This window comes from Ligilactobacillus aviarius subsp. aviarius DSM 20655 (assembly GCF_001436315.1).
In the GTDB taxonomy this organism is placed as follows: Bacteria; Bacillota; Bacilli; order Lactobacillales; family Lactobacillaceae; genus Ligilactobacillus; species Ligilactobacillus aviarius.
Map to the genome: position 1 here is coordinate 1 of NZ_AYZA01000021.1, position 24,648 is coordinate 24,648.

The 24,648-nt window shown below is 41.0% G+C and carries 22 protein-coding genes and 2 pseudogenes; 6 read left to right on the forward strand and 18 right to left on the reverse strand.

Annotated features, from left to right (window positions below; genetic code table 11):
• Positions 1 to 260 precede the first annotated feature (260 nt).
• From FC33_RS05105 to FC33_RS05130, 6 genes are all read right to left on the reverse strand, one after another.
• Positions 261 to 635, reverse strand: a complete 375-nt coding sequence (locus FC33_RS05105) for a DUF956 family protein (protein WP_057827550.1) — start codon at positions 633 to 635, stop codon at positions 261 to 263.
• Between the two features lie 28 nt (positions 636 to 663).
• The gene (locus tag FC33_RS05110; RefSeq protein ID WP_057827551.1) at positions 664 to 1,590 is read right to left on the reverse strand and encodes a PTS system mannose/fructose/sorbose family transporter subunit IID; all 927 of its coding nucleotides are present in this window, start codon (positions 1,588 to 1,590) and stop codon (positions 664 to 666) included.
• A 20-nt stretch (positions 1,591 to 1,610) separates the two neighbouring features.
• Entirely contained in the window at positions 1,611 to 2,417 is an 807-nt protein-coding gene (locus FC33_RS05115; protein ID WP_057827552.1) for a PTS mannose/fructose/sorbose transporter subunit IIC, read from the reverse strand.
• A gap of 15 nt (positions 2,418 to 2,432) precedes the next feature.
• On the reverse strand, positions 2,433 to 3,428 hold the full coding sequence (locus tag FC33_RS05120) for a PTS sugar transporter subunit IIB (RefSeq protein ID WP_057827553.1): 996 nt from the start codon (positions 3,426 to 3,428) through the stop codon (positions 2,433 to 2,435).
• A 39-nt stretch (positions 3,429 to 3,467) separates the two neighbouring features.
• Entirely contained in the window at positions 3,468 to 3,968 is a 501-nt protein-coding gene (locus FC33_RS05125; RefSeq protein ID WP_057827554.1) for a PTS sugar transporter subunit IIB, read from the reverse strand.
• A 205-nt stretch (positions 3,969 to 4,173) separates the two neighbouring features.
• The gene (locus FC33_RS05130; RefSeq protein WP_057827555.1) at positions 4,174 to 6,993 is read right to left on the reverse strand and encodes a sigma-54-dependent transcriptional regulator; all 2,820 of its coding nucleotides are present in this window, start codon (positions 6,991 to 6,993) and stop codon (positions 4,174 to 4,176) included.
• A 204-nt stretch (positions 6,994 to 7,197) separates the two neighbouring features.
• Between FC33_RS05130 and FC33_RS05135 the strand changes: the two genes are divergently transcribed.
• From FC33_RS05135 to FC33_RS05145, 3 genes are all read left to right on the forward strand, one after another.
• A complete protein-coding gene (locus tag FC33_RS05135; RefSeq protein WP_057827556.1) occupies positions 7,198 to 8,961 on the forward strand; it encodes an ABC1 kinase family protein in 1,764 nt (587 codons plus the stop codon).
• Positions 8,962 to 9,049: 88 nt separating this feature from the next.
• Positions 9,050 to 9,481 (forward strand): Hsp20/alpha crystallin family protein, encoded by a 432-nt coding sequence (locus FC33_RS05140; protein ID WP_057827557.1) that lies wholly within the window; start codon positions 9,050 to 9,052, stop codon positions 9,479 to 9,481.
• Between the two features lie 235 nt (positions 9,482 to 9,716).
• Positions 9,717 to 11,249, forward strand: coding sequence for an MFS transporter (locus FC33_RS05145; protein ID WP_057827558.1), 1,533 nt, complete (start codon positions 9,717 to 9,719; stop codon positions 11,247 to 11,249).
• 586 nt (positions 11,250 to 11,835) lie between these two features.
• Here FC33_RS05145 and FC33_RS05150 read toward each other — a convergent pair.
• A complete protein-coding gene (locus FC33_RS05150) occupies positions 11,836 to 12,183 on the reverse strand; it encodes a DsrE family protein (protein WP_057827559.1) in 348 nt (115 codons plus the stop codon).
• A 16-nt stretch (positions 12,184 to 12,199) separates the two neighbouring features.
• The gene (locus FC33_RS05155; protein WP_057827560.1) at positions 12,200 to 12,991 is read right to left on the reverse strand and encodes a sulfite exporter TauE/SafE family protein; all 792 of its coding nucleotides are present in this window, start codon (positions 12,989 to 12,991) and stop codon (positions 12,200 to 12,202) included.
• A 175-nt stretch (positions 12,992 to 13,166) separates the two neighbouring features.
• On the opposite strand from FC33_RS05155, the gene FC33_RS05160 reads away from it, so the two are divergent.
• A complete protein-coding gene (locus tag FC33_RS05160; protein WP_057827561.1) occupies positions 13,167 to 14,165 on the forward strand; it encodes a D-2-hydroxyacid dehydrogenase in 999 nt (332 codons plus the stop codon).
• A 46-nt stretch (positions 14,166 to 14,211) separates the two neighbouring features.
• Here the strand turns inward: FC33_RS05160 and FC33_RS05165 are convergent, their stop codons facing one another.
• Positions 14,212 to 15,096 carry an Rgg family transcriptional regulator gene (locus FC33_RS05165; RefSeq protein WP_057827562.1) on the reverse strand — a complete coding sequence of 295 codons (885 nt, stop codon included), beginning with the start codon at positions 15,094 to 15,096 and terminating at the stop codon, positions 14,212 to 14,214.
• A 182-nt stretch (positions 15,097 to 15,278) separates the two neighbouring features.
• Between FC33_RS05165 and FC33_RS05170 the strand changes: the two genes are divergently transcribed.
• Both FC33_RS05170 and FC33_RS05175 read left to right on the forward strand, forming a co-directional pair.
• Positions 15,279 to 16,883, forward strand: a complete 1,605-nt coding sequence (locus FC33_RS05170; protein ID WP_057827563.1) for a S8 family serine peptidase — start codon at positions 15,279 to 15,281, stop codon at positions 16,881 to 16,883.
• 196 nt (positions 16,884 to 17,079) lie between these two features.
• A complete protein-coding gene (locus tag FC33_RS05175) occupies positions 17,080 to 17,748 on the forward strand; it encodes a class A sortase (RefSeq protein WP_057827564.1) in 669 nt (222 codons plus the stop codon).
• Between the two features lie 40 nt (positions 17,749 to 17,788).
• On the opposite strand, the gene FC33_RS05180 is transcribed toward FC33_RS05175, so the two are convergent.
• From FC33_RS05180 to FC33_RS05215, 9 genes and pseudogenes are all read right to left on the reverse strand, one after another.
• On the reverse strand, positions 17,789 to 18,151 hold the full coding sequence (locus FC33_RS05180) for an iron-sulfur cluster biosynthesis family protein (protein WP_057827565.1): 363 nt from the start codon (positions 18,149 to 18,151) through the stop codon (positions 17,789 to 17,791).
• A gap of 38 nt (positions 18,152 to 18,189) precedes the next feature.
• A pseudogene (locus tag FC33_RS05185) lies at positions 18,190 to 19,577 on the reverse strand (MFS transporter).
• Between the two features lie 108 nt (positions 19,578 to 19,685).
• Positions 19,686 to 20,363, reverse strand: coding sequence for a hypothetical protein (locus FC33_RS05190; protein ID WP_057827566.1), 678 nt, complete (start codon positions 20,361 to 20,363; stop codon positions 19,686 to 19,688).
• A gap of 51 nt (positions 20,364 to 20,414) precedes the next feature.
• Entirely contained in the window at positions 20,415 to 21,119 is a 705-nt protein-coding gene (locus tag FC33_RS05195; protein ID WP_057827567.1) for a YoaK family protein, read from the reverse strand.
• Between the two features lie 96 nt (positions 21,120 to 21,215).
• Positions 21,216 to 21,797 (reverse strand): DJ-1 family glyoxalase III, encoded by a 582-nt coding sequence (locus FC33_RS08470; protein WP_057827600.1) that lies wholly within the window; start codon positions 21,795 to 21,797, stop codon positions 21,216 to 21,218.
• A gap of 93 nt (positions 21,798 to 21,890) precedes the next feature.
• Positions 21,891 to 22,307 (reverse strand): annotated as a pseudogene (locus FC33_RS08475) (DUF805 domain-containing protein); the annotation flags it as partial.
• Between the two features lie 20 nt (positions 22,308 to 22,327).
• Positions 22,328 to 22,813, reverse strand: coding sequence for a DUF805 domain-containing protein (locus FC33_RS05205; RefSeq protein WP_057827568.1), 486 nt, complete (start codon positions 22,811 to 22,813; stop codon positions 22,328 to 22,330).
• Between the two features lie 116 nt (positions 22,814 to 22,929).
• The gene (locus FC33_RS05210) at positions 22,930 to 23,496 is read right to left on the reverse strand and encodes a DUF805 domain-containing protein (protein WP_057827569.1); all 567 of its coding nucleotides are present in this window, start codon (positions 23,494 to 23,496) and stop codon (positions 22,930 to 22,932) included.
• A gap of 18 nt (positions 23,497 to 23,514) precedes the next feature.
• The gene (locus tag FC33_RS05215) at positions 23,515 to 24,633 is read right to left on the reverse strand and encodes a DUF805 domain-containing protein (RefSeq protein WP_057827570.1); all 1,119 of its coding nucleotides are present in this window, start codon (positions 24,631 to 24,633) and stop codon (positions 23,515 to 23,517) included.
• Between the last annotated feature and the right edge of the window lie 15 nt (positions 24,634 to 24,648).

A 24,648-nucleotide genomic window follows, 5' to 3' on the forward strand; every position in this document is an offset into this window, starting at 1 on the left:
TTTGTGTGTCGAAACATTGTTCAGTTTTCAAAGATCTACAACTTTTGTCAAAAGACGACTATTAAATAGTACCATTTAATAAATGCGATGTCAATAACTAATTTTAAAAATTAATTATTGAAAAGCCATCTGTCTAATGACGACTTTTATATTCTACCAACCTTACGTCTTAAGGTCAAGATGTTTATTCAAATAAATTTAAATTTGTTTGAATAAAAAAATATCTCTGAATAATCAAAATTCAGAGATACCTTTAAAGTCTATTTATTCGCCTTAATTATTCGTTTAATGTTTCGCTTTAATACTTGGAAGAAAGTTAATGAACGAACAATGTTATTTGAATCGATATAATTTCGACAAGCACGTAATACCTTTTTTGGTTCTTTTGATGAAAAAATGTACATTTTTCCTTCTTTGGTCTGAACCGCAAAACGCGGAATATACTTCCCCTTGAAATATAATGAAGCAATAACTCTATTAACTTCATCCCACGGAATCTGCAAATAATGATTTACGTTATCCCCATAAAACTCAAACGCTTTGTTCCCAACCATAATCTGACCATACGTTCCAGTTCCATGGTGATAAACCGCTTTTTCAACAACATCTGCTTTCGAATTTAATGATTCAACCATTCATTTTTCCTCTATTCCAAAGTAATTATTAAAGTAAACCAACGACGTGGCCTAAAATACCAACGATGAAGATTCCGATAATGATCCAAATTGGTGAAACCTTCTTCTTAAGTAACCACATGCAAAGGAATGTCAAAAGTAATCCAGCTAATCCTGGAATCAATTGATCAAGAACATTTTGCATTGTTGTGATCTTAACGGATGATAAAGCTTGACCTTGACCATTGTTATAAAGTTCAAGTGCTTTTTGGATTCCTTCATGACCTGAAGGAAGTGAATGCCAATCAATGTAAGCACCTTTTTGTAATTGAACTTTTGAAACAATCGGCTTGAAATCAATCTTAACCCACCGTTGAATCAATGAACCAAGGACAAACATCCCAAGCATTGAAGCCCCACGAGTTACGTCTTGCATCATTGTTCCTGATAAGTCGTCGGTAATTGCAGAACCAGCTTTGTAGCCAAATTCTTGGGTGTACCATTGGAAGCCCCAACGGAACAAGTTCCAAACAACGAAGAACATGATCGGCCCTAAAACGTTTCCACTCATCGCAAGTGAAGCACATAAAGCACCTAAGATCGGACGAACCGTGAACCAGAAGACTGGGTCACCGACACCGGCCAACGGGCCCATCATTCCGACTTTAACCCCGTTGATTGCTTCGTCATCAACATCACCACCGTTAGCGCGTTCTTCTTCAAGGGCTAACGTAACCCCAATAATTGGTGAAGCCATAAATGGGGTCGTGTTAAAGAATTCCATGTGGCGCTTTAAAGCTGCTTGGCGATCTTCATCTGTCTTATATAATTTCTTGATTGCAGGAATCATTGAAAATGCATAACCGCCGTTCTGCATCCGTTCATAGTTCCATGATCCTTGTAAGAATTGTGAACGAGCTGCAACTTTGAAACGTGTTTTCTTATCAACTTTAATTCGATTTTCTTTTTCAGTCATTCTTTTCACGCTCCTTCATTTTAGTAGTCATCTAGAATATCGCCTAACGGATCGCCGGTATTGCTGTCGCCACCGCCGTTACCGCCATTGCCACCTTTTTTATCAAGGTTCAAGTACATCAATGTAATTGCAACAGCTAAAGCACCGATTGCTAACAATGTTAATTTTGTTAAAGCAGCGATTACAAAACCAACAATGAAGAATGGCCATGTTTCCTTAGTAGCCATCATGTTGATAACCATTGCGTAACCAACGGCAACAACCATGCCACCACCGATTGTCATTCCGGCTGATAACCATGAAGGAATTGCATTTAACATGTGTTGAACTGTGTGAGTTGGGATAATAAGTAATAATCCGCAAGGAATAGCAACACGTAAACCTTGTAAAATAATTGCAACTGTTTGCCACATGTTCATCTTCTTAAAGCTAACTTCTTCAGCAGCCTTATCCATTGCGTGGGTGATCCCAACACAGATTGTCCGCACGATCATGTTCATAACTAATCCGGCAACGGCAAATGGAACAGCCATGGCAACAGCGGTTCCAACCCCTTTAACACCTAGGTTACCCATTGCTAAAACAATTGCTGATGCAGTTGAAGCAAAGGCAATATCTGGGGCAACGGCCGCACCGATGTTAGCCCATCCTAAAACGATCATTTGTAATGTCCCACCAAGAATAATTCCGGCGGTCAAGTTTCCTGTTACTAAACCGATCAATGTACAAGTAACAAGCGGTTGATAAAATTCAAATTCATCTAAAATACCATCCATCCCGGCAAAGAATGCAATGATAATTACTAAAATTGCTTGAATGATAGACATTTGTCTTCCTCCTTACTATTTCTTTTTGGCTAATTCTTCACGAGCCTTATTAACAAGATCCATCATGTTTTCTGGTGAATCATTTGGAACTTTCCGAACGTCAAACTTGATTCCCATTTCATTCAACTTGTCGTATGTTTCAACATCCTTTTCGTTTAATGAAAGAACCTTGTTTACGGCAACCTTACCTTCAGAGTGAGCCATTGAACCAATGTTCAGCGTCTTAATGTCAACGCCGCCTTCAATTGCTTTCAAGGCATCCTCTGGGTTTTCAAAGAGGACCAATGCCTTCGTTGCTCCAAACCGCGGATCTTTTGAAACTTCGATCATTTTCTTAATTGGAACAACGTTTGCCCGGACACCAGGAGGAGCAGCCTGAATAATCATGTTCTTCCGTAACTTGTCTTTTGAAACGTTGTCTGAAACAACAATGATCCGGTCTGGACGAACTGATTTTGTCCAAGCAGTAGCAACTTGGCCGTGAAGTAACCGTGAGTCGATCCGAACTAAACCGAACTTGATGTGACCGTCGCCTAAAACCGTTCCTTCAGGGATTGCACCGGTTGGTTGGTTGCTTTCAGCAGCTTTTGGTGCTTCCTTCTTTGGAACAAGTCCTTCAGGTAAGGTCTTGATTCCGTCCTTGGCAGAACCAACGATTTGTTTGGCGATTTCACGGGCCGTAATTCCATCCTGCAACCGGGCACCGTATGCTTCGATCAGCATTGGTAAGTTCAAGCCGGTAACAATTGCCCATGTGTCTTTGTGTTCAGCAAACAGATTGCTTGCTTGGTTGAATGGAGTACCACTCCAAAGGTCAATTAAGAATAATACTTGTTCTGGATCATCAAATGAAGCAATGGCGTCTTCCATCTTTTTACGAATATCATCTGGGCCTTCACTTGGTTTCAAGATGCATGCCTTAACATTTTCTTGTTTACCGAAGATCATTTCGCCAGATTGATAAATTCCCTCAGCGAATCCGCCATGGCTAGCAAGGATAATTCCTACCATAATGTTTTCCTCCTTTGGTGTATTCTTAATTTGCAAAACCTACTCGGTAATCAAATGCTTATCAATCAAAATCTGCCAGAGATCTTTCGGACTATCACTTGATACTTTCCGAATCTCAAGCTGAATTCCATGCTGATGAATAAGCTGAAAAACCTGAATGTCTCGTTGACTAACAGCGACAGTATCGCTGATCATCTTTTTGGAATTGTCAAAGCTCAAAGAACCGATATTGATTCTTGAAACTTCAATTCCGCCGAGGATTAATCGCAAAGCATCCTGGGGAGATTCAACCAGTAATAAAACTTTTTCTCCATCAAAACGTGCGTCCTGATTAATCCGGATCACCTTCTGAATCGGAACAATGTGTGTTCGCAATCCAGGCGGTGAAGCCTGCTTAATCAGCGTTCTTCGAATTGCATCCTGAGCCACGCCGTCCGACGCAACGATGATTCTGTCAATTTTCAGAACCCGTGCCCAATTCGTTGCAACCTGACCATGCAGCAACCGGCTATCAATTCGAAGTAATTGAACTTGAAGCATAAGGATCACACTTTCGTTATTTGGAATTAGCTTAAAATGAATAGAATAATTGCTAACGATCAGCCAATCACCAAATTGTTTTGCCTTACACTAAACAATAAGCAAAAAGCGTGCCAACTTTGTGTATCTCTTGAAAACGCTTTTATATCAACGATAAAAAATGCTTGATACACTTTTGATTGTGTATCAAGCAATTCACTAATCATTATTGTTTTTGTGTATCAATCAATTTGACAACATAATACACTTCTTCTTCAGGTAAAGTAATGTTCAAACTTTCCGCTAGCATTTGGTTAGCTTTGACCACCATTGGATAAACCGGATCATTCCGAACCTCTTCAATTTGAATATCCTGTTGAACCGTCAATTCGCTTTGAGTTAAAATTCGTTCGATCACCCCGGCCAAATGCATACTCAAATTAACCTTTAATGAATTTTTCAACTTTACCGGACCCTTTTCAATCACCTTACAGTACTCCCAAAGAACTTCCGTAACTTTTTCAGGGTTAAGAAAAGTAAAATACCGTCCTAAATAATGCTGAATTCTTTCCTTTGCCATTTCTTCCGAAGTCTCTAACTGGTTTTCGGCTTCGATATTATTCGTAAAGTTTTCGATTGCCGTAATAAACTGTTCACCGCCGCCTTGAAGCAGTTTTTCAAGCGAAACGAATGGAACACTCAGATGCGGCCGGGCAATTCCCGTAACCGCAACAATGCGGTAGTCTTTCTGAATTTTTGCGATCTGCTGTTCCATATCAACAACTGAAATCGGTATTACAACAATATCGTCAATCAAATGATCCACCAGAATACTATCCAGCATCTTTTTAATCTTGACTGCCGTTCCCTGACCAGTTGAACAAATTGCTAAAATGGCCTTCGGTTTTTGGTCAGTCATCACATCGGTCTGCTTTGGTAAATGCTGAACCTCGGTTTTTTCCCGTTCCGTTGTCCGTGAATACCCACTGAATTCTGAAATTTCCCGATAAACGTTTTCCAAGTCACTATCGATCAGCGACGTTTTTCGGGCCGTTTCCAAAACCAACGCCGTCGTTACCATATCAACAGATTTAACTTTGATCCCGGTATGCTCGCTGATTTTTTCGTCAAAGGTACTCAGCGACCCCATATCAACCAGCAAAATCACACCATTTCCCGAATCCACCTGGCGAACCTTCTCTTCGATCCCCTTTAACGCTTCTTGCGGGCTCATATCAAGCGACATATCAAACGCCGTTAAGTTATCCGGATTCAGTAACTGGTCAACAACCTGAACCATTGAAGAAGCCGTGCTGTTTCCATGAGCGGCAACCACGATCCCGACTTTCCCGTTTTGCTTTTCAGCCTGAAGGGAGATCAGTAAAACTGCCAAATAGTACAGCTCCGAATCTGGAACCGGCAAATGATAATGGTTCTCAATTTCATCCTTGACAAGCTTGGCATATTCAAATTCTTGCGGATAGTCCTGAACCATCGAAATCATATTCGGGGCAACTTTCCGCAATGGCTTTCCTGATTCGACCCGCTTGATAAATGAACTGATATGCAAGCTCATTGCATAAAGGAAATTCGTTGAAATCTGATAACCGGCATCCTTTAAAATCTGCTTTAACCGATTCGTCAAATCGACGACATCCTGATCTACGATTTCATACAGGTCATCTTGATCCCGCTCCAAATGCTTATCAGAATAGAACCCTTTAAGGTGAACATTGATATCCGTCATAATGAAATTATTGATTGCCTCTTGGTCAAGCCCCTCTTTACTCAACAATGCCGCTTTATCGCCAATGATTTCGTACAGATTATATGGTAATTCATAGTTATCTTCATCATTGATCAACGCAGTCGAATCATCCGGCGCAACTACCATTTGCGGATCCATCATTTTGGCCAAGTCGCCAAATTGTTCCCGATCATTTGCCAGGCGCGAAAGACCATCTTTAATATTTGGCGGAAGCTGCTCAAAGTGCAGGTAAATGGCATCCTTTTCCTGAATATTATTCAAGAATCCTTGCGCACATACTAATTGAACATTTGATTTTAATTGACCAACGTTCCCATAAGTTACACTGCCAATCAATGACCGGGCAACGTCTTCATCAAAGTAAATTTTCTTATGGATTCGGTTAGCTTCGATCAACAACATTTGTTTCAACAAACCAAACCGTTCCCGCATCGTCCGGGAATTAAAGCTCGGCATTTGAACAACAATTGGGATCCGGCGCACAAACGTCGCGAGCAATGAACTTTCAGGATCCTCCGTCGTTGCGCAGATCAATCGTAAATTAGCATGGTGCGCTTTGTCTGTTTCCCCTAACCGTGAATATGTTCCATGATCCATTAAATAAAAAATCATTTCTTGACCTTCGGGTGGCAACCGGTGAACTTCATCTAAGAATAAGATTCCACCATCAGCTTTTTGGATCAACCCTTCCTGGTCCTCATTTGCCCCGGTAAACGCACCCTTAACATACCCAAACAAATGCGACATTAAAAGTTGCGGGTTATGGGCGTAATCAGCACAGTTAAACGTTGTTAGGTGCGGATTGCTGATCACTCCCTGGTTACATGCAAACTGGTTCATTGCATTCGCAAAGTACGTTTTCCCTGATCCGGTCGGCCCCGTGATCAACACATTCAAGCCATGTGGCGGGTATAAAATGGCGGCCTTCGCCTGTTCGATTTGATTTTTAAGACTGCTCGTTCTTCCAATTAAGTGGTCAAAAATATCATCTTGATGATCTTTTTGATCCTTATTCGCAATTTTCGGTGCCTGATCCTTGGCCTTCTTTTCTTTTGAAGCTGAAGCAATCGCCGGCTGGGCCTGATCAGCAAAAAAGTATTTGACCGGCCGGGTCGCCGTTTTCGCAAGTTTACCTTCCTTTACCAAAACATTCAGCTCTTTACTGGCATTTGTTCGAACCAAATCCAGATCCATTGCGACCTTTGAAGTCGTTACTCCTTGAGGTGCATCCGGCAAGACGGTTTTCAAATACTCCCAAACCTTTTCTTTGCGTTTCAAAATTTTACCTCCTCAATGACTCCTTTTTGTGTATTAAATTCATCGTTCTTTGCTATGATAGCGTTTACTATTCTAGTGTATCATCTTCATTATTAAAATTAAAGAACCGTTTTCATCTTTGTGTATCAAGCGTTTGCCTTTTCGCGGCTCTTAATTAAATGGTAAAATTAGTTTAACAAAATTGATCTTAAAGGGGTTTTAACAATGACCGAAACGGCAGTTACAATTACGCGCAAAGATAAACGAACCCGGCTTCTTCATATTATTCGGATCATGCGCAACTACAATATGCTTCATAACTTTGTCCATCAGACTCATCCAGCCGAATTTCGCGAAGCGCTTGAAGAGCTGGGGCCAACCTTTATCAAGGCCGGCCAGTTGCTTTCAACCCGGCCGGATTTAATTTCACCCGAATATATTCAAGAATTGCGGAAATTGCAGGATAACGTCCAAGTCGACGATTTTCAAACGGTTGCCGCAACCTTTAAAAAGCAAACTGGAAAGTCAATTGCCGATACGTTTGCCTCATTTGACAAAAAGCCGTTTGCTTCCGCATCGATCGGTCAAACCCACCACGCAACCCTTAAAGATGGAACCAAAGTTGTGGTAAAGATCCAGCATCCCGCCGTTGAAGAATTGGTTCGAACGGACCTGGCCCTTTTCCGCAAGGCCCTTTCGATTTTAAAATTTGTACCGGACATTGAAGTCATTGACGTCAACGAAACCCTTGATGAAATTCGAACCGCATTGCTGAATGAGATCAATACGCAGGTCGAAATCCAAAACGGAATTGAATTTTATCAGCTCAACAACCGGGATGGGATCATTCGCGTTCCAAAAGTGTATCAACAATACTCAACTTCAAAAATCCTTGTTAACGAAGCAATGCGCGGAAAGAGCATTAAGTATCTTATTCAACAAACGGCGGAACCTGAGACCCAAGCAGCAAAAGAACTGACAGCAACGAAAAAGTACGTTGCGAAAACGCTCGTTCAAAACTTTATTAAACAGGTTTTCGTTGATAATTTCTTTCATGCCGACCCGCATCCCGGGAATATTCTTTTTCACCGTTTAAGTTATCGTGAAGAAGTTAATGAAAAACAAAATTTCGAACCGCAGCACCACTATGCGAAGAAAATCGGCAAAAACGAAATTCAAGTTGAAACCGGTGAATCACTTCCGCCATACCGGCTGACCTACCTTGATTTCGGAATGATGGGGCGGCTGACCCCCGCTTTGGTGGACGGGATCGCCAACATTATTTTGGCATTGAATACTAAAAATTCGCGTAAAATCGGCGAGGCGGTTTTAAATGTCTGCAACCGGGTCGGCGACGTTGACGAAGAAAGCTTCTATGAAGACTTGGGAAACTTTATCACGCCGTATTTGAAAATGGGCGTGGGGGAAATTGATTTTGCAACGACCCTGTACCAGATCATTACCCTTTGTCACCAAAATAACCTTCAAATGAAGCCGGAAGTTACCCTTCTGTTCAAAGCCTTTGGGACCCTTGAAGGAATCGTTGCCCAACTTGATCCTGAATTATCGATCATGGATATCGCCCGGCCGTTTGGAGTCAAATATTTAAAACAAAAATTCAACCTTAAAAACTCAGTTGAAGACCTTGCATGGCAAACCCTGCAAACAGCTAAGGAACTTCCAGCCGTTCCCCAAAAGTTAAACCAGCTGCTTGATATTATGAATGCTAATCAAGCCCGGCTAACCCTTAAACTGAAAGATCAAAATAAAATTCTTTACCGGCTGGACCAAATCGTTAACCGTATTATGGTGACAATTATTCTTGCGGCCGTTATCCTCGGCTCATCAATGCTTGTTCAGGGAAGTCACGGAAACACCCCCGTCTATAACCTTGGAGTGACTGGTTTTATCGTCTCACTGATCGTTATTATTCTAATGACCCTTGGGGGAATTCATCGGCATTTAAAAGATAAAAAGAAATTGAAGTAAAATAAATTGTGCCAGGCTGATTAATTGTATTCGCTTACGTTCCGCGGTATGATAAAGATGTAAGGGATATAGGAAAGGATGTAATCATATGAGTAATGATTTAATGAATCGGTTTAATCGGTTAGCAAACAGTGATGATTTCTTCAATAATTTCGGTCGTTCATTCTTTAACAGCTGGAACAATGAAATGAAATCATTAAAGAGTGATATTAAAGAAACAGATAAAGAATACATCGTTAAAATCGATATGCCAGGGGTTGATAAGAAAAACATCGCATTGAACTTTAAGGATGATGTCTTAACGGTTGATGCCAAACGCGACTCATTCAGTGATGAAAGTGATCCAAAAGGCAACATCATCACCAGTGAACGCGATTATGGAACTTACAGCCGTTCATACCGGTTGCCGCAAGTTGACGGCAAGGCAATCTCTGCCAAATATGAAGACGGTGTTTTGACGGTTACATTACCAAAAACCAAGGAAGAAATTGACAAGAATCACAACATTCAAATTGACTAATTGGTTTGAAAATCCTCTAAGTTAGAATTAATCTACTAATAAGAAGGCCGGATCAAAATCCAGTCTTTTTATTTTTATTCATTTTTGTTGACAAGCAACATAATTGAAAATATAATAAGTTGCGTCAAATGTGATTCGATAACGTGAACATTCTTCCATTTTGAAGGACGTTTCACTTATTAAAAATAAGGGCTATAATAACTTAGTCAAATTTACTATGGAAAGTGGGTAAAAGATGGCTGCAAAACAAAAACAAGAGAAGCAAACAAGTTGGCTTGTTTTGATCGCAATCGGCATGGGGATCTTAATGGCAATGCTTGATATTACGATCGTCAACGTTGCGCTTCCGACAATTCAACATGAATTTCATACCAGTTACGTTTCAACGCAATGGATCGTAAATGCTTATACTGCAACGTATGCCATTTCGATTCTTTTGATCAGTAAGCTCGGTGATATGTACGGGAAGAAGCTTTTCTTCCTCCTCTCAATGGGAATCTTTACCGCCGGATCATTATTGTGTGCAATTGCCCCGAATAGTTTATTCTTAAATATTTCCCGGGGAATCGAAGGTGTCGGCGGTGCCGGGATCTTAGGATTATCAATGGCGTTGATCGGTGATAACTATGAAGGAAAACAACGGGCATTTATCCTTGGAATCTGGGGAAGTATCGTTGGCTTCGGAACATCGATCGGACCGCTTGTCGGTGGCCTGCTCGTTCAATACATCAACTGGCGTTCGATTTTCTTGATCAACGTTCCGATCGGAATCATTGCCATTGGAATCGGCATCAAGTTCATTACCGAAAAACACCATGAAGTTGACCGCCACCTTGATCTACTAGGAATGGTCTTAAGTACCGCAATGGTCTTTTGCTTAGTTCTTGGATTATTAAATAAAGAAAATAACATTACCACAAGTTGGATGACACCGAATATTATCGGCTGGATCATCGCCGGAATCATTTTACTGATCGTCTTCATCTTGTGGGAAAAACATGTTCCGCATCCAATGATGAACCTTGAACTTTTCAAAAACCCTTCATTCGTTGGATCATGCATTGCTGGGTTCACGATTGCGATCGGATTATTCTCATTCTTCACATACTTAACGATCTTGATGCAAGACTACATGGGATACTCTCCGCTTGAAGTTGGTCTCCAACGATTAATTATCAGTGCATTTCCGCTCGTTTTAGGAGCATTTGTCGGTTATGCAGTTGGCCAGATCGGAAGCCGGTTATTTGCCAGCGGATCATTGTTAATTGAAGCCGTTGGGGTTCTTACAATGAACTTAATGCTTGGTTATCATCTTAAATGGACATTCTTAATTCCTGCATTCATCTTTATGGGATTAGGAAACGCTGGAATCAACCCCGCAATTTCAAACGCTGCCCTTCTTGGGGTCAAGCCGCAAAATATGGGAATGGCATCCGGGATCAATAATGTTTGCCGGCAGTTCGGGAATTGCCTTGGTGTCGTTATTCTTGGCTTGGTAGTCGGTGATGGTTACCAACGCAGTTTAACTGCTCATCTTGGAAACACTGAAGCTGCCCGGATCATCATTAAAGCCGGTCCGTTTTCAGGAATGACAATGGTTCAAAAATTTCATCAGATTCCTCACATCACGACCATCATCAGACATGCATACTATAACGGAATTCACGAATTGCTCTGGTTAACATTTGGAATCTTCATTATTTCAGGAATTTTATGCTGGTTCTTAATTAAAAACGCCCCGAAAAAAGATATTAATTCGAAAAATTAACAAAAAACTGTGCCAATGATGGCACAGTTTTTTTATCACTTCTTCATCGGCCGATAAAGATAAAGTCTATGTGAAATTTCGCCTAATTTATCGCTTGATTAGCTTGTACCACCTATTAAAGGTCAGTCTAAATTTCATTTAAGCCGATCAGTTGATTGCTTATCATTTTTAAAACTTTCCATTATCATTGTTAACTTAAATTAAATCTATTGTTAACAATAATATTAAATGTAATTTCATTTTGAATTTCAAAATATATCGCTAATTAAATTAGAAATATATGCTTAAAATTCCATATTATCAATCACAATTTAGTCCATTTATCAAATTATTATTTAATTATCAAAGTAAAAAAATAAACTGTGACTTTCTCACAGTTTAAAAAAAGATTAATTTAATGGTTGACAAATATTACCGAATCCGATACACTCATTGCGTGGAAATCTACTAACCCTTTTTCCACAACACTTACACATGACCAAAAGCAAACCCTCTTTTGGTCCCATATAGTTATCTTACTCACTGAGACGCTTACCAGCTTCCACATTTTTAACGGTAAGCGTCTTCTTCGGGCAAGCACTTAATTTTACGGTTTAACGTATGCAAATCCTTCATTTTCCTTTTCAGCAACTTCAATCAGTCCGGCAGGAACGACCCGAACAAATGAAAACAGATCTTCGGGAGCAATCTTAAACCGGTTCAATGAATTATTGCAGCCGGCAATTACAAAGCCCGCATCCGTTGCCTTCTTCAACGTTTCTTTCAATGCACGGTTATCGTCATTATCAACCAATTGTTGAATTGCTTTCCCGGTAACAACCACTTCAATGTCCAAATCCGGCCGCAAATTTTGCTTGGCGTTGGCCAAATTCGTTAAGTTTCCTTGAACGGCATCCCACCGTTCAGTTTGATCAATATGAAGTAAAATCTTCATAACTAAATCCTTCTTTCTAAATTACACCTGCATAGTGGAACGTATTAAACAGCGTTACACAAACCAATGCACATAATAAAACATTGTAAATTTGATTAAGAACCCTGCACGATGCATGCCGGTTGATCCATGTTCCCAAAAAGCCGCCGGTAACTGCTGCAACTACAACGACAGCAGCAACTATCAGGCTAATCGTCGGCTTAACCGGACTGACCGCAATCGTGACCATCTTGGTTAATTGGGAGAAGAAAATAATTCCCACCGAGTAAACGGCCGCTTCACGCAAACTAAATGAGAACAACAACATCGTCAAGGCCACGTTGATTGGGCCCCCGCCGATCCCCAAAAAGACTGAAAAAGTTCCTAATCCAATTCCAACAATCAAAATCACAAGAATGTTTTTCAAATGGAAGCTGACCAGTCGTTTTTTAACAAAGTTATAAATTAAAACCGAAACCAGCATGATAAAAAGCATCGCTGATTGCAAAACTTTCACGTGAGCTGCCGGCATGACCGTAACGGTTAGCCGCAGTAAGCGTTGACCAATAAATCCGCCGATCACTGAACCAACTGAAATCGTCAGTAATGATTTGACATCAAACTTGAACCGTTGCCGCAACTGTTTCCCCAGCGCCACGATTGCCATAACAAAAACTGCCAACGACGAATAGAAATTAATCGTTGCGGTCGGTGCATTGCTGACAATATCAAACAGCGGTTTAATTACCACTCCGCCGCCTAAGCCGGTTGATGATCCTGAAGCGGTCGCCAACAGAACCACTAACGCGTAAATCAATAAATCTCCCATTTGAAACCCTTCTTTCACTATCAGTATACTTTTTCAAATTTGATTCTTCCTAATAATCTGCTTGACTTTATGTAAAAAAATTTATTCTTCATTTTACTAATTTCCATTTTCCAAAAAGTGTATAATTAAGCTACATGGAAATCCATGAATCATAACTATTTTGGAGGATTTACTTATGGCAAAAATTTTTGCATATAGTATTCGGAAAGATGAAGCTCCTTACGTTGAAGAATGGAAAAAAGCTCATCCCGATGTTGAAGTTGAATACACTGATGCCTTATTAACTCCCGAAAATGCTAACCTTGCAAAGGGGGCTGATGGAGTCGTTACTTACCAACAATTACCATACAAGGCTGACACCATTGAAGCTTTGCATGAAGCCGGCATCAGCAAATGGTCACTCCGGAACATCGGAATTGATAACATTGATTTAAAGAAAGCAAAAGAATTAGGGTTTACATTAACAAACGTTCCGGTATATTCACCAAACGCAATTGCTGAACACGCAATCGTTCAAGCTGCACGGATCTTGCGGCAAGACAAGCGGATGGATGACAAGATGGCCCGGGGCGATATGCGGTGGGCTCCAACCATCGGCCGTGAAGTCCGTGACCAAACATTCGGAATCATCGGAACAGGCCACATCGGCCGCGTGTTCATGAACTTAGTTGAAGCCTTTGGAGCAAAGATCGTTGCTTACGACAAGTTCCACAACGATGAAGTTGAAAAGAAGGGTTACTACGTTAACTCATTAGATGAATTATATGCACAAGCAGATGTCATCTCATTGCATGTTCCATCTCTTCCAGAAAACATTCACATGATCAACGACGAATCAATCGCTAAAATGAAAGACGACGTTGTGATCATGAACGTTTCACGGGGCGATTTGATCGATACCGATGCTCTTCTTCGTGGATTAGACAGCGGCAAGGTCTTTGGGGCTGTTCTTGATACTTACGAAGATGAAGTTGGAATTTTCAACGCTAACTGGGATCAGAAAGGTGTTCCGGATGCTCGCTTAGATGATTTGATTCACCGGGACAATGTTTTGGTAACTCCACATACTGCCTTCTATACAACCCACGCTGTTCGTGAAATGGTGATGCAAGCATTTGACAACAACTTGTTGATGATTCAAGGCAAAGAACCAAATACACCAGTTAAATTATAAATTTGATACTCAAAAGGCTGCGGTTTTAAAATCGCAGCCTTTTTAATTATCCTTTTACATCCAAGTCATATTTTAAAATGATCTGATCTAAATACTGTTTTAAATTTTGATGATAGTCTTTCGCATTCAGAATCGATAATACTTCGAGCGCTTGCTTAACCTTAGTCATTCCAACCGAAATCCTTTGATTGATCAAATCCAAAATTCCGGTAAAGTAAAGACGCAGTGTTTCTTCAAACAACATATCTTCGTTTAGCTGATAATTGTTGATCAACCCCATCATAATACGAATATCCCGATGGTTTCGACTTTCAATAAAAACCATCAACATATTGATCAGTACCCGAAAACTTTCACTGCCATAAACTCTCAAATTCTGGTATTTTTCAAGGTTATGGATCACCTTTTCCCGAAACATGCGAATCTGATCAAGCGAAAAAGCAAACATTGCATTGTTAAACATCATCAGCTCATAATGAGTCCAAGTTTCGCATCTGATCAAATAGTTGGTAACCACTTGGCGCGCATTTTCATCAAGCTGATTGCCCTTCATCTTATCGATCGTTAACTGCGTTATGCATGCTAAATGACGGTACTTCTCATCATTTTCATAAATCGCACAGTAATTAAGCGTTCGCTGTAAAAGAGCATCCAACCGTTTAAGATTTCCCTGAGCGATCGCCTTTTGCAAATCAATTACAAACCGCTGTTCATAATCCGTTTCAAACCCATTCGCAATGTATTTGAACTCCGTGTAACTTACATGCAGCTTAGCAAGAAGCCGCATAAAATTATCGACCGACGTTCCCGTCTGGTTCATCACAAAATTCCGGTAAGCTGTTCGACTGCAAACGCCAGAGATCAGTTTACCGATCGGCACGCCCTTCGCAGTCCGAATATTTGAAACAATTTTGCCATAATTTTCTTCCAAAAAGCATCCTCCCTATGCACACAAAAGTGTCAAAATTCACTTTTTTGTGTGAATTTTTCCTTTCGCTAACCCTCAACCCTTAAATTAAGGTTAAGGGAGAAATCCATAAAAAGGAAGTGATTTTGGATGTTATTTTTACTTTTCTTCCTTTAATCAACTAATAATTTCAAAGAGAGGGTCATATGAAAAAAATCAAACTGTTTAACTTATTATCAACATCACTTGTTTGTTCATCACTCTTGATGACCGCTCCAGTTTCAGCGGCTGAAGCTCACCGTGGTCACCTTTCACCAAATTCGCAAATGCCAATTGAAAAGAAAGAATCGGTAATCCCGAATACAACGACCAGTTTTGTTTTGACGAAAAATAATCAAAAACAAACGGTCGATGACACGGTGAAATACATTGAAAACCAAGGAATCAAGGTTAAATCCGTTGTTCCTGAAATTGGCTGGATCGAAACTGACCGGACAAATCAACATCAAGAAAAGAAAATTGAAAAAGATACCCATGCTGATGTGCAAACGCCTGATAATCAAGCAAACAACTCGTATACCCCGACGGCCATTCCATCGCGATCAACCTTTAACAGTCCAGTAAATAAGTATTTCTGGAACCGGCAATGGAACATGCACATGATGACCAAAAATCCGGACAACTATGCGAATGATACGCAGTCGCATGTCAAAATCGGGATCATTGACAGCGGGATTACCGATGAATATCGTCATCGGTTAGGTTCGCGGATCCGGTATGCCGAAAACTTTGTTCCACGGGGCGGTTTCAATTACATGGATCACGATGAAACGGGTAATCCATATGATACCAACGACCGGACTGGCCACGGAACATCGGTTACCAGCTTAATTGCCGGTACCAATGAAATGGTCGGTGTCAATTCAAATGCAACGATCGATGAATACCGGGTCTTTTCACACAAAGGCTGCAGTTCTTCATGGGTTTTAAAGGCGTTGATCAAAGCCGTTAATAATGGCGATGACGTTATCAACTTGAGTTTAGGACGTTATGGCCTTTTGACTGGCGGTTACTTGAACGGTCGGGCAAATAACGATATGCCTGAATACCAAGCATGGATCCGGGCCGTTCAATACGCTAAGCAGCATGGCAGTACCGTCGTCGTCGCTGCGGGAAATGAAAACATTAATTTAAACGATCCGCAAGCAATGACGGCGTACATCAATAAAAATAATCCGCAACTTCATGCGGTTGGCCAAGGAGTAAGTTTACCAGCAAGCGTTCCGGGCATTGTCCAAGTGGCCGCAACTGGTAATCAAGGTGAACGGGCTGAATATTCATGCTACTCAAAGGATTCGGTATATGCACCCGGCGGAGATTCCAACCGGACAGGGATCAACAATCCAAACCAAGCCTTTATTCCAACTGATTGGTTATTAACTTACGGCGGCCACGGAACCCAATATAACTTTGGCATTGGAACTTCCTTCGCTGCCCCTGAAGTAACGGGAATGATTGCCCATGAAATTTCAAAGAATAATTTATACGGCCAATCAGATGCGGTAATCGCGAAGTTACGCCAATCATTGGAAACCAACAATCACGGATTGCCATGCGTGATCTTAGACAAGTTGATCAATGATGATCATGCGCCGGCAACCAATGATAGTAGCCGACATTCATCAAGTTCAAGCAGCAGTTCATCGTCTTCATCATCAAGCTCACGCTCTTCAAGTCATTTTGAACAACAGGAACAACAAGAAGAACAAAGTGATTGGTGGCAACAATTCCAACAACAAATTGCTGAATAACAAACCAAGGTGTGACAAAACGTCAAAAACGAGTGTGGTGGAAGCAGAAAAGCGAACGAGTCGCGCAGCATAGATTCGGAGGTTTTTGAATTAGCTCCGCATCACCACTCAGCTCGTTTATTTTGGAATCCGATTATGCTGATATAACAAAAAGGTTGCGACTTATGTCACAACCTCTTTTTATGGAGGATTAACGATGAAATTAACCGTTAGACATTTTCTGGGAGCAATCATCGCAGTTATTGGATTAACCTTCATTTTTTCAGTTCCAATTACCAATTATATGATTACCAGCTTCCATCCCACCGTTGAACACTTAAAATCAAAGCCATCAAATATTCCATACGATTGGAACAGTGTTCGGCTCATCAACTTATTCAATGTTGCTCAAGCACGAATTGATTCCGCATCAATTCATGTAATTGGAGCAATCTATAACGAAAGAATTGGTTTAAACACCCCAATTGCTGAAGGAATTAATAATCCGATTGCCGCTTTATGCGCATCGACCCTTTATCCAAATGAGCAAATGGGAAAAGGAAATTATATCCTCGCAGCTCATAATTTACATTTTAGTCGCCAAGCCTTATTTAGTCCTGTATTCCGGTATGTTACCTCTGGGAATAAAATTAACGTCACTGACTTTAGCCAGAACTACACGTACCAAATTATTTCCCGAGAAATTGTTTCGCCTCAAAATCTTTTAGCCCTAAATCCAACTCACAATGCAACGTTAACTTTAATAACTTGCGATCAAACAAACCAAAAGCGGATAATTTACCGCGGAAAACTGATTAAAGTCGAAAAATTTAAGTGTCTTCCAAATCATACTAAAAGGTATTTGAGACAAAAATTTGAATATTAAAAAGCGACTGCGGCAAAAACCGCAGTCGCTTTTTATCTATTTACTTCTCATTTCTCAAATCAAGAACATTCAACGCCGGCGTTAATTGCCCGCGGTATTTGCCCTTTAACGTTAATTGCTGATATGAATTAACCGCAATCGTCATTTCCTCATCCATAAACGATTTTGAATAATCCTTATAGTAAAAATCGCCTAAGGCCGTTGACAATTTAGCATTATATTCATGATAATCGCTGTCTTTACGCACGATCAATAACCGAAATTCCTGGTTTAACGTGCATGAAATTGCTTCTTCTGGCCGGTAGCCAACGCCGTCATCAAAGTCTAATAAGACGACTGCGTTTGAATCTTCAAAATATGGTTTCAACTTTGCTTGAGCTTCATCTGTAATTTTTAATTCCATTATTCTTCCTCCTCACCACCTCTATTTTATCCTATCTTTTAGTAAGTGAGAAGATTTTTGACTATGTTCTTCACATTTAAGTAGCGGACAAATAAAATTAAAACGAGCACCGTTAAAATCAACGTAATCCACATTGAACACCGCATTCCAATCACAAATGAATGCGGAATTTCACTGATTACAATCAATAATGTAACTGAAACCGGGCCAAATACTTGCCGAAGAGCATTATTCAAGGACGTTGCATGGCTGACTTCTAGCGGTGCCAGATCCTTGAACGCTTCTGACATAACCGGTGAAAAGACCAGTGCGTTTCCAATCATTCGAACGGCATACGCGGTCGTCATCAACCAAACCGACATCGTTGCCTTGATCATTACAAACGGAAAGGTTCCAAAAAGCATTAAAATCGTTCCGCCAAGGACCAACTGCTTCGGTCCAAATTCATCATATAAACGGCCAACAATTGCCGCCGTGATTGCATTTAATGCGGCACCAGGAAGCAACACCATTCCAGCTTGCATACTTGTCAAATGCGTAACATCCTGGGCAAAAATCGAAACCATTTGTTCCGTTCCTAACAGAACCATAAAGGCTACAATTCCGATCAACGTCATTAACCGAAATGATTGAACTTTAAAAATCGAAACTTTCAGCATCGGATCAACCAAGTGCAGTTGCCGCCGGACAAATAATGCGACTAAGATGCCACCCACAACAAGCATTCCAATCCCCATTGCAAACTGCGTCTGCATGACCGTTAAACTTGCAAGGGCCAATCCTGAACCTAATAACGACATGGTAACTGATAACATGTCGGTCTTAATTTCCCGCGGCTGCGAATAATTTAGAAAAACAAATGCGCCGATCACAAGGATAATTACCATTACCGGAAGAATTAAGATAAATAAGTAACGCCAGCCAAGTCCACTCAGAATGAACCCGGCTAACGTAGGACCAATTGCCGGGCCAAAAGCAACGACTAAACTTGAAATTCCCATGATCGTTCCCCGTTTTTCAGGCGGGAAAATCGTCACCATCGTTGTCATCTGAAACGACATTAAAATTCCCCCGGCGGCCGCTTGAATCAGTCGGGCTAATAAAAGTTCTGCGCCACACATCCTAAAAGCGTTCCAACTGTAAAAATTCCAATCGTCCCTAAAAATACTTGCCGGTTAGTAAATTTTTCGTATAAGTTAGCTGCTAACGGGGTTACGATTCCGATCAAAAGAGTGTATCCGGTCGTTAACCACTGAACCGTCGTCATCGCTTGATGCATGTCTGATTGAATTACCGGTAATGCAGTCACCATCATCGTTTGACTCATCAAGCAAATAAAATCTGAAATTAGTAAAATTGCTGAAATTACAATCCGTTTTCGGGGATCAATCGTATGGGCAATATCGTTTGCGTTGTCCACATTCATTCCTCCTTCATTAAAATAGACTATTTAATCATTGTACATCTTTTCAGAAAATGTTTCATATGGAACGAAAAAAGAGGTTGTGACCTTGGTCACAACCTCTACCCTAAATTATTCATTCTTACCAGCATTAACCGCCTTTGCGATTACATCACTTGGGCTGCTGCCGCTGACACTGTAAACCTTATTATTCTTTTGCCATGTTAACGTGTACGTGTTCGTTGCAATATCGAACGTTCCAACCCCGTGATTTTGCGGTGCTGGAAGGTAAACGGTTTGTAATTCATTCACGATCTGTTTAGCCGTTGGTGTCGGATCTTGCCCTTGAACAGCCGAGGCTCGCACCGTAAATGACCAGTTGCCTTCATTCCATTGAATCATCTGTTGCCCAGCACCAGAATTCAACGTTCCTGTGATGCCGTCCCCAAGGTTAACGGTTGGCAACCCTTGTTGATTGCCAGTCGTGTAACCCGGTTGGTTGGTAACGTAGCTTGCTGCCTGAGCTTGGTTATTAAATTCTTTTGTTTGGGCGTTATTGGCGTTCCGATTATTTTGCGCTGTTACCTGTTGATTTGACTGCGAATTATTATCGGTTGCCGGCGTGTTGGTATTCGCCGTTGATTGATCATCAGCGGTTTGCGTTTGATCATTCTGACTGCGTTTAACCGCTTCGGTTTTTGGTGTGTTGTCCGCCTTTTTTCCATTTGTTGAAGCTGATTGATTGCCGCATCCTGCAAGCAAAACCGCCATTCCAGCAACAACTAATAAACTTGATTTCTTAAATTTCATCATTATCACCTCACGGCCTTTGATTACACCTTTATTATACCATTTTCCAGGTTAGAGTTTCTCTCCCGGATAAAAATTATCCCGGTGATAAACCATTAATCCATAGCAGAAATTAATAATCACTAACAATGAAGCTGCGATCCAAATCGTGTGAATTCCAAAGTAATTATCAAGCAACGCCGAAACGATTGCCCCGCAAATAAAACTAATTACCAGTAACAGGTAGTTTGAAGCCGCTCGCGTTTGACTGCTGTCATGATTAACAAAATACTTCGTCCAGGCAATTACCGCTTTTTGTAAGTTTCCCGTTGAAACCGTGTTCCGGTAACCGAGGCCTTCGATCTTATTAAATGCGATCGTCTGCATTGCGATGCCAAACGCCAGAAACGGAACAACAAAAACGTTCGGAACACTCGTTGGAACAAAGCCAACAACCAATGAAATAAACATGATCGGTAAAATGCAAAAGATTCGTTTATACTTCGACTTTACCTTCAACGCAATCGTCGTTACCACGATCAGTCCCAGAATATACGCCAAAAACGTTGCAATTTTGGTAGTTAATCCCGGAAGATCGTGCTTGGCAATATCCGTTCCAAAAAAGATAATGTTTCCAGTCTGCCCGGCAGCCAACGTACCACCACGTTCCGTAAAAGTATATGCATCAATAAAACCGCCGCAAAAGGTAAATGCTAATGCCAATTCCCGCAATTGGTACAAGTGCGGCCGCTTGATCTTTTCGCGATATGCGCGCAAAATCCTCTTCCTTTCTTAAAAAATGATACTTTCCATTATAATCCAAAAACGAGGTTATGACCCTTGCATAACCTCGTAATTATCAAAATTTAATTTTTATTTCCGCATTTCATCGCGTAAGTAGTTGTAAAGCATTGCTTCTTCTTGTGGCGCCGAATCAACGCCTAAGATTTCAGCAATCTTGAATGCGTAAGCCATTGCAGTTGCCGGGCCGCGACTGGTGATGATTTTTCCCGCTTCGTCAACAACGACGATTTCATCTGAATGTGTGGCATTCTTAATGTCATTTTCAAATTGCTTTTCAACTCCTGGAAAACACGTATACGTGCAGTTATCCAGCAAACCGTAACGGGCAAACGCAACCGGACCTGAACACATCGCAGCGTTCCATTTTCCAGCGGCGTGGCGTTGTTGGATCAAGTCCATTAATTGATCACTGTCCCGTAAGTTATCAGCGCCCTTCGAACCCCCTGGGAAAATAACGATGTCATAATCCAATAGGCTTTCATCCATTACCTTATCACAGGTCAATTTAATGCCATGCGCTCCCATTACATCGGTGCTTTCCAAACCAACCATATCGACCTTAACCCCTAACCGGCGCAAAGCATCGACTGGCGTTAACGCTTCGATTTCTTCACACCCCGGAGCAATCATTACTGCTGCTGTTTTTGTCATTTTATCGCTTCCTTGTAAATCTTCGTTTTCCTTTGCACGGGTAATCCAATTAGCTTTTTGACGGGCAAAATAATCCGTCGGCAAGCAACACAAAATTAATTGAATTGCTAACACTGCCAGTAAAATAATTCCAAACGGCATGCCAAAAAGTTTAACCATCAGGGCTGCCATCCACCGTAAAATGATCCAAACTACCACGGGAAAAGTTTGAAACCCAATGTCCCGCAGCCGCCGGGCCAAAATGGCGTATTCAGCAATGTATAGCAGCAAGCCGCCAACTGAAACGACCAGGCTGCCGACCGCAATGATCGATTGATGGCCCGATGCCATTGACGATTCAAGGCTGCCATAGAAAATGGTATATAAGGCAAGGGCAAAAATCAGGCACACAACCTGTCCCCACCAATAACCTGCACGGGTCGACCGGCCGCCGTAACTTAAGATTCCCCGGCAATAATCGTGAAAAGCCTCTTCAAATGAAACCTTTCCCTTTTCATTAATTCGCCGCATCTTAAAATCCTTCTTTAGCCTTATTTTTCACGAAATACTTTCGTTTCCTTATCAACTGCCATTGCATCCGTTGGAATGCAGAATAATAAAATTAAGAATGCCTGACAAACCACTAATGCTGCAACGGCGATCGTTGAAGTAAACAAAACGTTCAATACCGCCAAAACAGCATTAATAATTACCAAAATCGTAATCGGCAACGTTTTTAACCCTGCATCACGTAACCGGCGAAATGCAAGCGCCGTCAATGGAATCAACATTGCCAACAAGAAAATTGCCCGGATAATCAAAACGACGATTCCACTTGTTCCGCCAGCATAGGCCGATGCAAAGTATCCTAAGACTAGTTGATCAATCACGATCATAATTGCCAAGTATTCAACGATGCCGATCCAAAATGACTTTCGAACCGAACGGCCGTTATAGCTGATAAATCCTTTCCAAAAGTTTAATAAGCTGTCTTTTAATGTGACATCTTGAGTTTCATTAACTTGTTTAAGCTTCATGTCCTCTTTCCTTTCAGTTCAATCCTCTTTATCTATTAATGATACCCCACTTAAAATGGAATGGTCAAAAAAAGAAGGTTGCGATGTAAATCACAGCCTTCTCATCTTCATTTTAACTATTTAATTTCTTGTTCCCGACCGTCTGGATAAAAGACAACGGTTGGAAGTGATGGACTTGCGATCGTTGCAGCTGGAGCCGCCTTTGTTAATTGCGGTTGGGCAGCTGCTGTTGGTTGCGTTTCATCAACGCTATCTTTGCCCCGCACTAACCAGTTTTCCTTTTCGGCAACGAATTGGTCAGTTGGAAGTAAAGTAAAGACAAAACTTGCAATTCCAATGATACCATTTAACCCTGGAATAAATGCACAGATTTCCCAAATAATAATTGGAACTGTTTTAAATCCAACATCACGATAACGTCTGAATGCTAATCCGGTGCTAGCAATCCCAAGGAAAATTCCTGAAAGTCCAAAAATACATAAAACAATTATTCCTAAAACATGAACCGTTGTCACTAATGCAAGTGAGAGTAAGGATCCAATAACAAAATAGAGTACCACAGCTAATTGAGCCCACCAGTATCCGGCACGAGTTGAGCGACCACCATAACTTACCCATCCTTGAATATAATCCTTAATTGCTTGACCAAATGTTACTTCTCCGCGTTCTTCAATTCGACGCATTTTAAAATCCCTCTTTCTCTAAAATAATGCTTTATTTTCAAAAAATTTTGAATCTTCCTTTTGTGTTGCCATTGCTCCGGTTGGAAGGCACAGGAAAACAATTTGAATAATCAAATCAATTCCGACATTCCAAATGGTTCCCCAAATCATTCCGAGAGTAAATCCATAACCTGCCGCAAAAACAATCAAAATAATAATATTTAACACTGCCATGAGGCCCCAGCCAATAAACATCGTCTTCAACTTCAGTCCAACGTCTCTTAGCCGGCGGATCATCACTGCCCAGTTAGCAAATCCGAATGGAACAAAGGCGCTAAAGATGATCATTCCTACCCCTAGTGCAGTCATAAACGTTAATAATGCTGCCTCTTCAGCTGGATAAGAATAAAGCCGAATTATCACATATCCTAAAAATCCGGTCCAGAAAATCATCATTAAAACTTGGATAATCAGAGCAACTTTCCAGAATCCGGCCCGGGTTGACCGACCACCAAAACTCAACATTCCATGGAAGTAATCATGAAATGCTTGCTTAAAACTGACTTTTCCGCGTTCCATAATCCGGCCCTTCACAACGGTTTCTTCTGTTCCATCAGGTTCAAATTCGATGACTTGAAGATCATCATGAAATTCAAAGGTCTCCGGACTTTCAAAAAGAAACTTCATAAATCCATTTTGATATTGCTTAACAAAATGGCCGGCCGGAACGGACACAATGTAAATCAACCAAAGATTAATAATGCCCACTAAAACCGGCAAAAATGGAATTGCTTCTTTTGCCAAAGAAATCACTACCCAAATTACCAATGGAGTGGTCTTAAAGCCAACATCCCGCATCCGGCGGAAGAACAATGCCCACGTTCCAATCTGAATTATGATTGAAACAACTAAATAAACCAGAAATGAAATAATCAAAACAGGCCAGAATATTCCGGCAGGTCCCGTCATCCCATAGACAATTCCGTTTAAGACTACAAGTAACCCTAAGAGTCCCCAAGGAATGACCAAGCTCATCATCAAAACTCCATACCAGAAGCCCGTCCGCGTTGACCGGCCGCCAAAACTAAAAAGTCCGCGCCAAAAATCAACAAAAGCTTGCTTGAATGAAATTTCCCCAGATTCTTCGATCCGTTTCACCTATATCACCTTTCC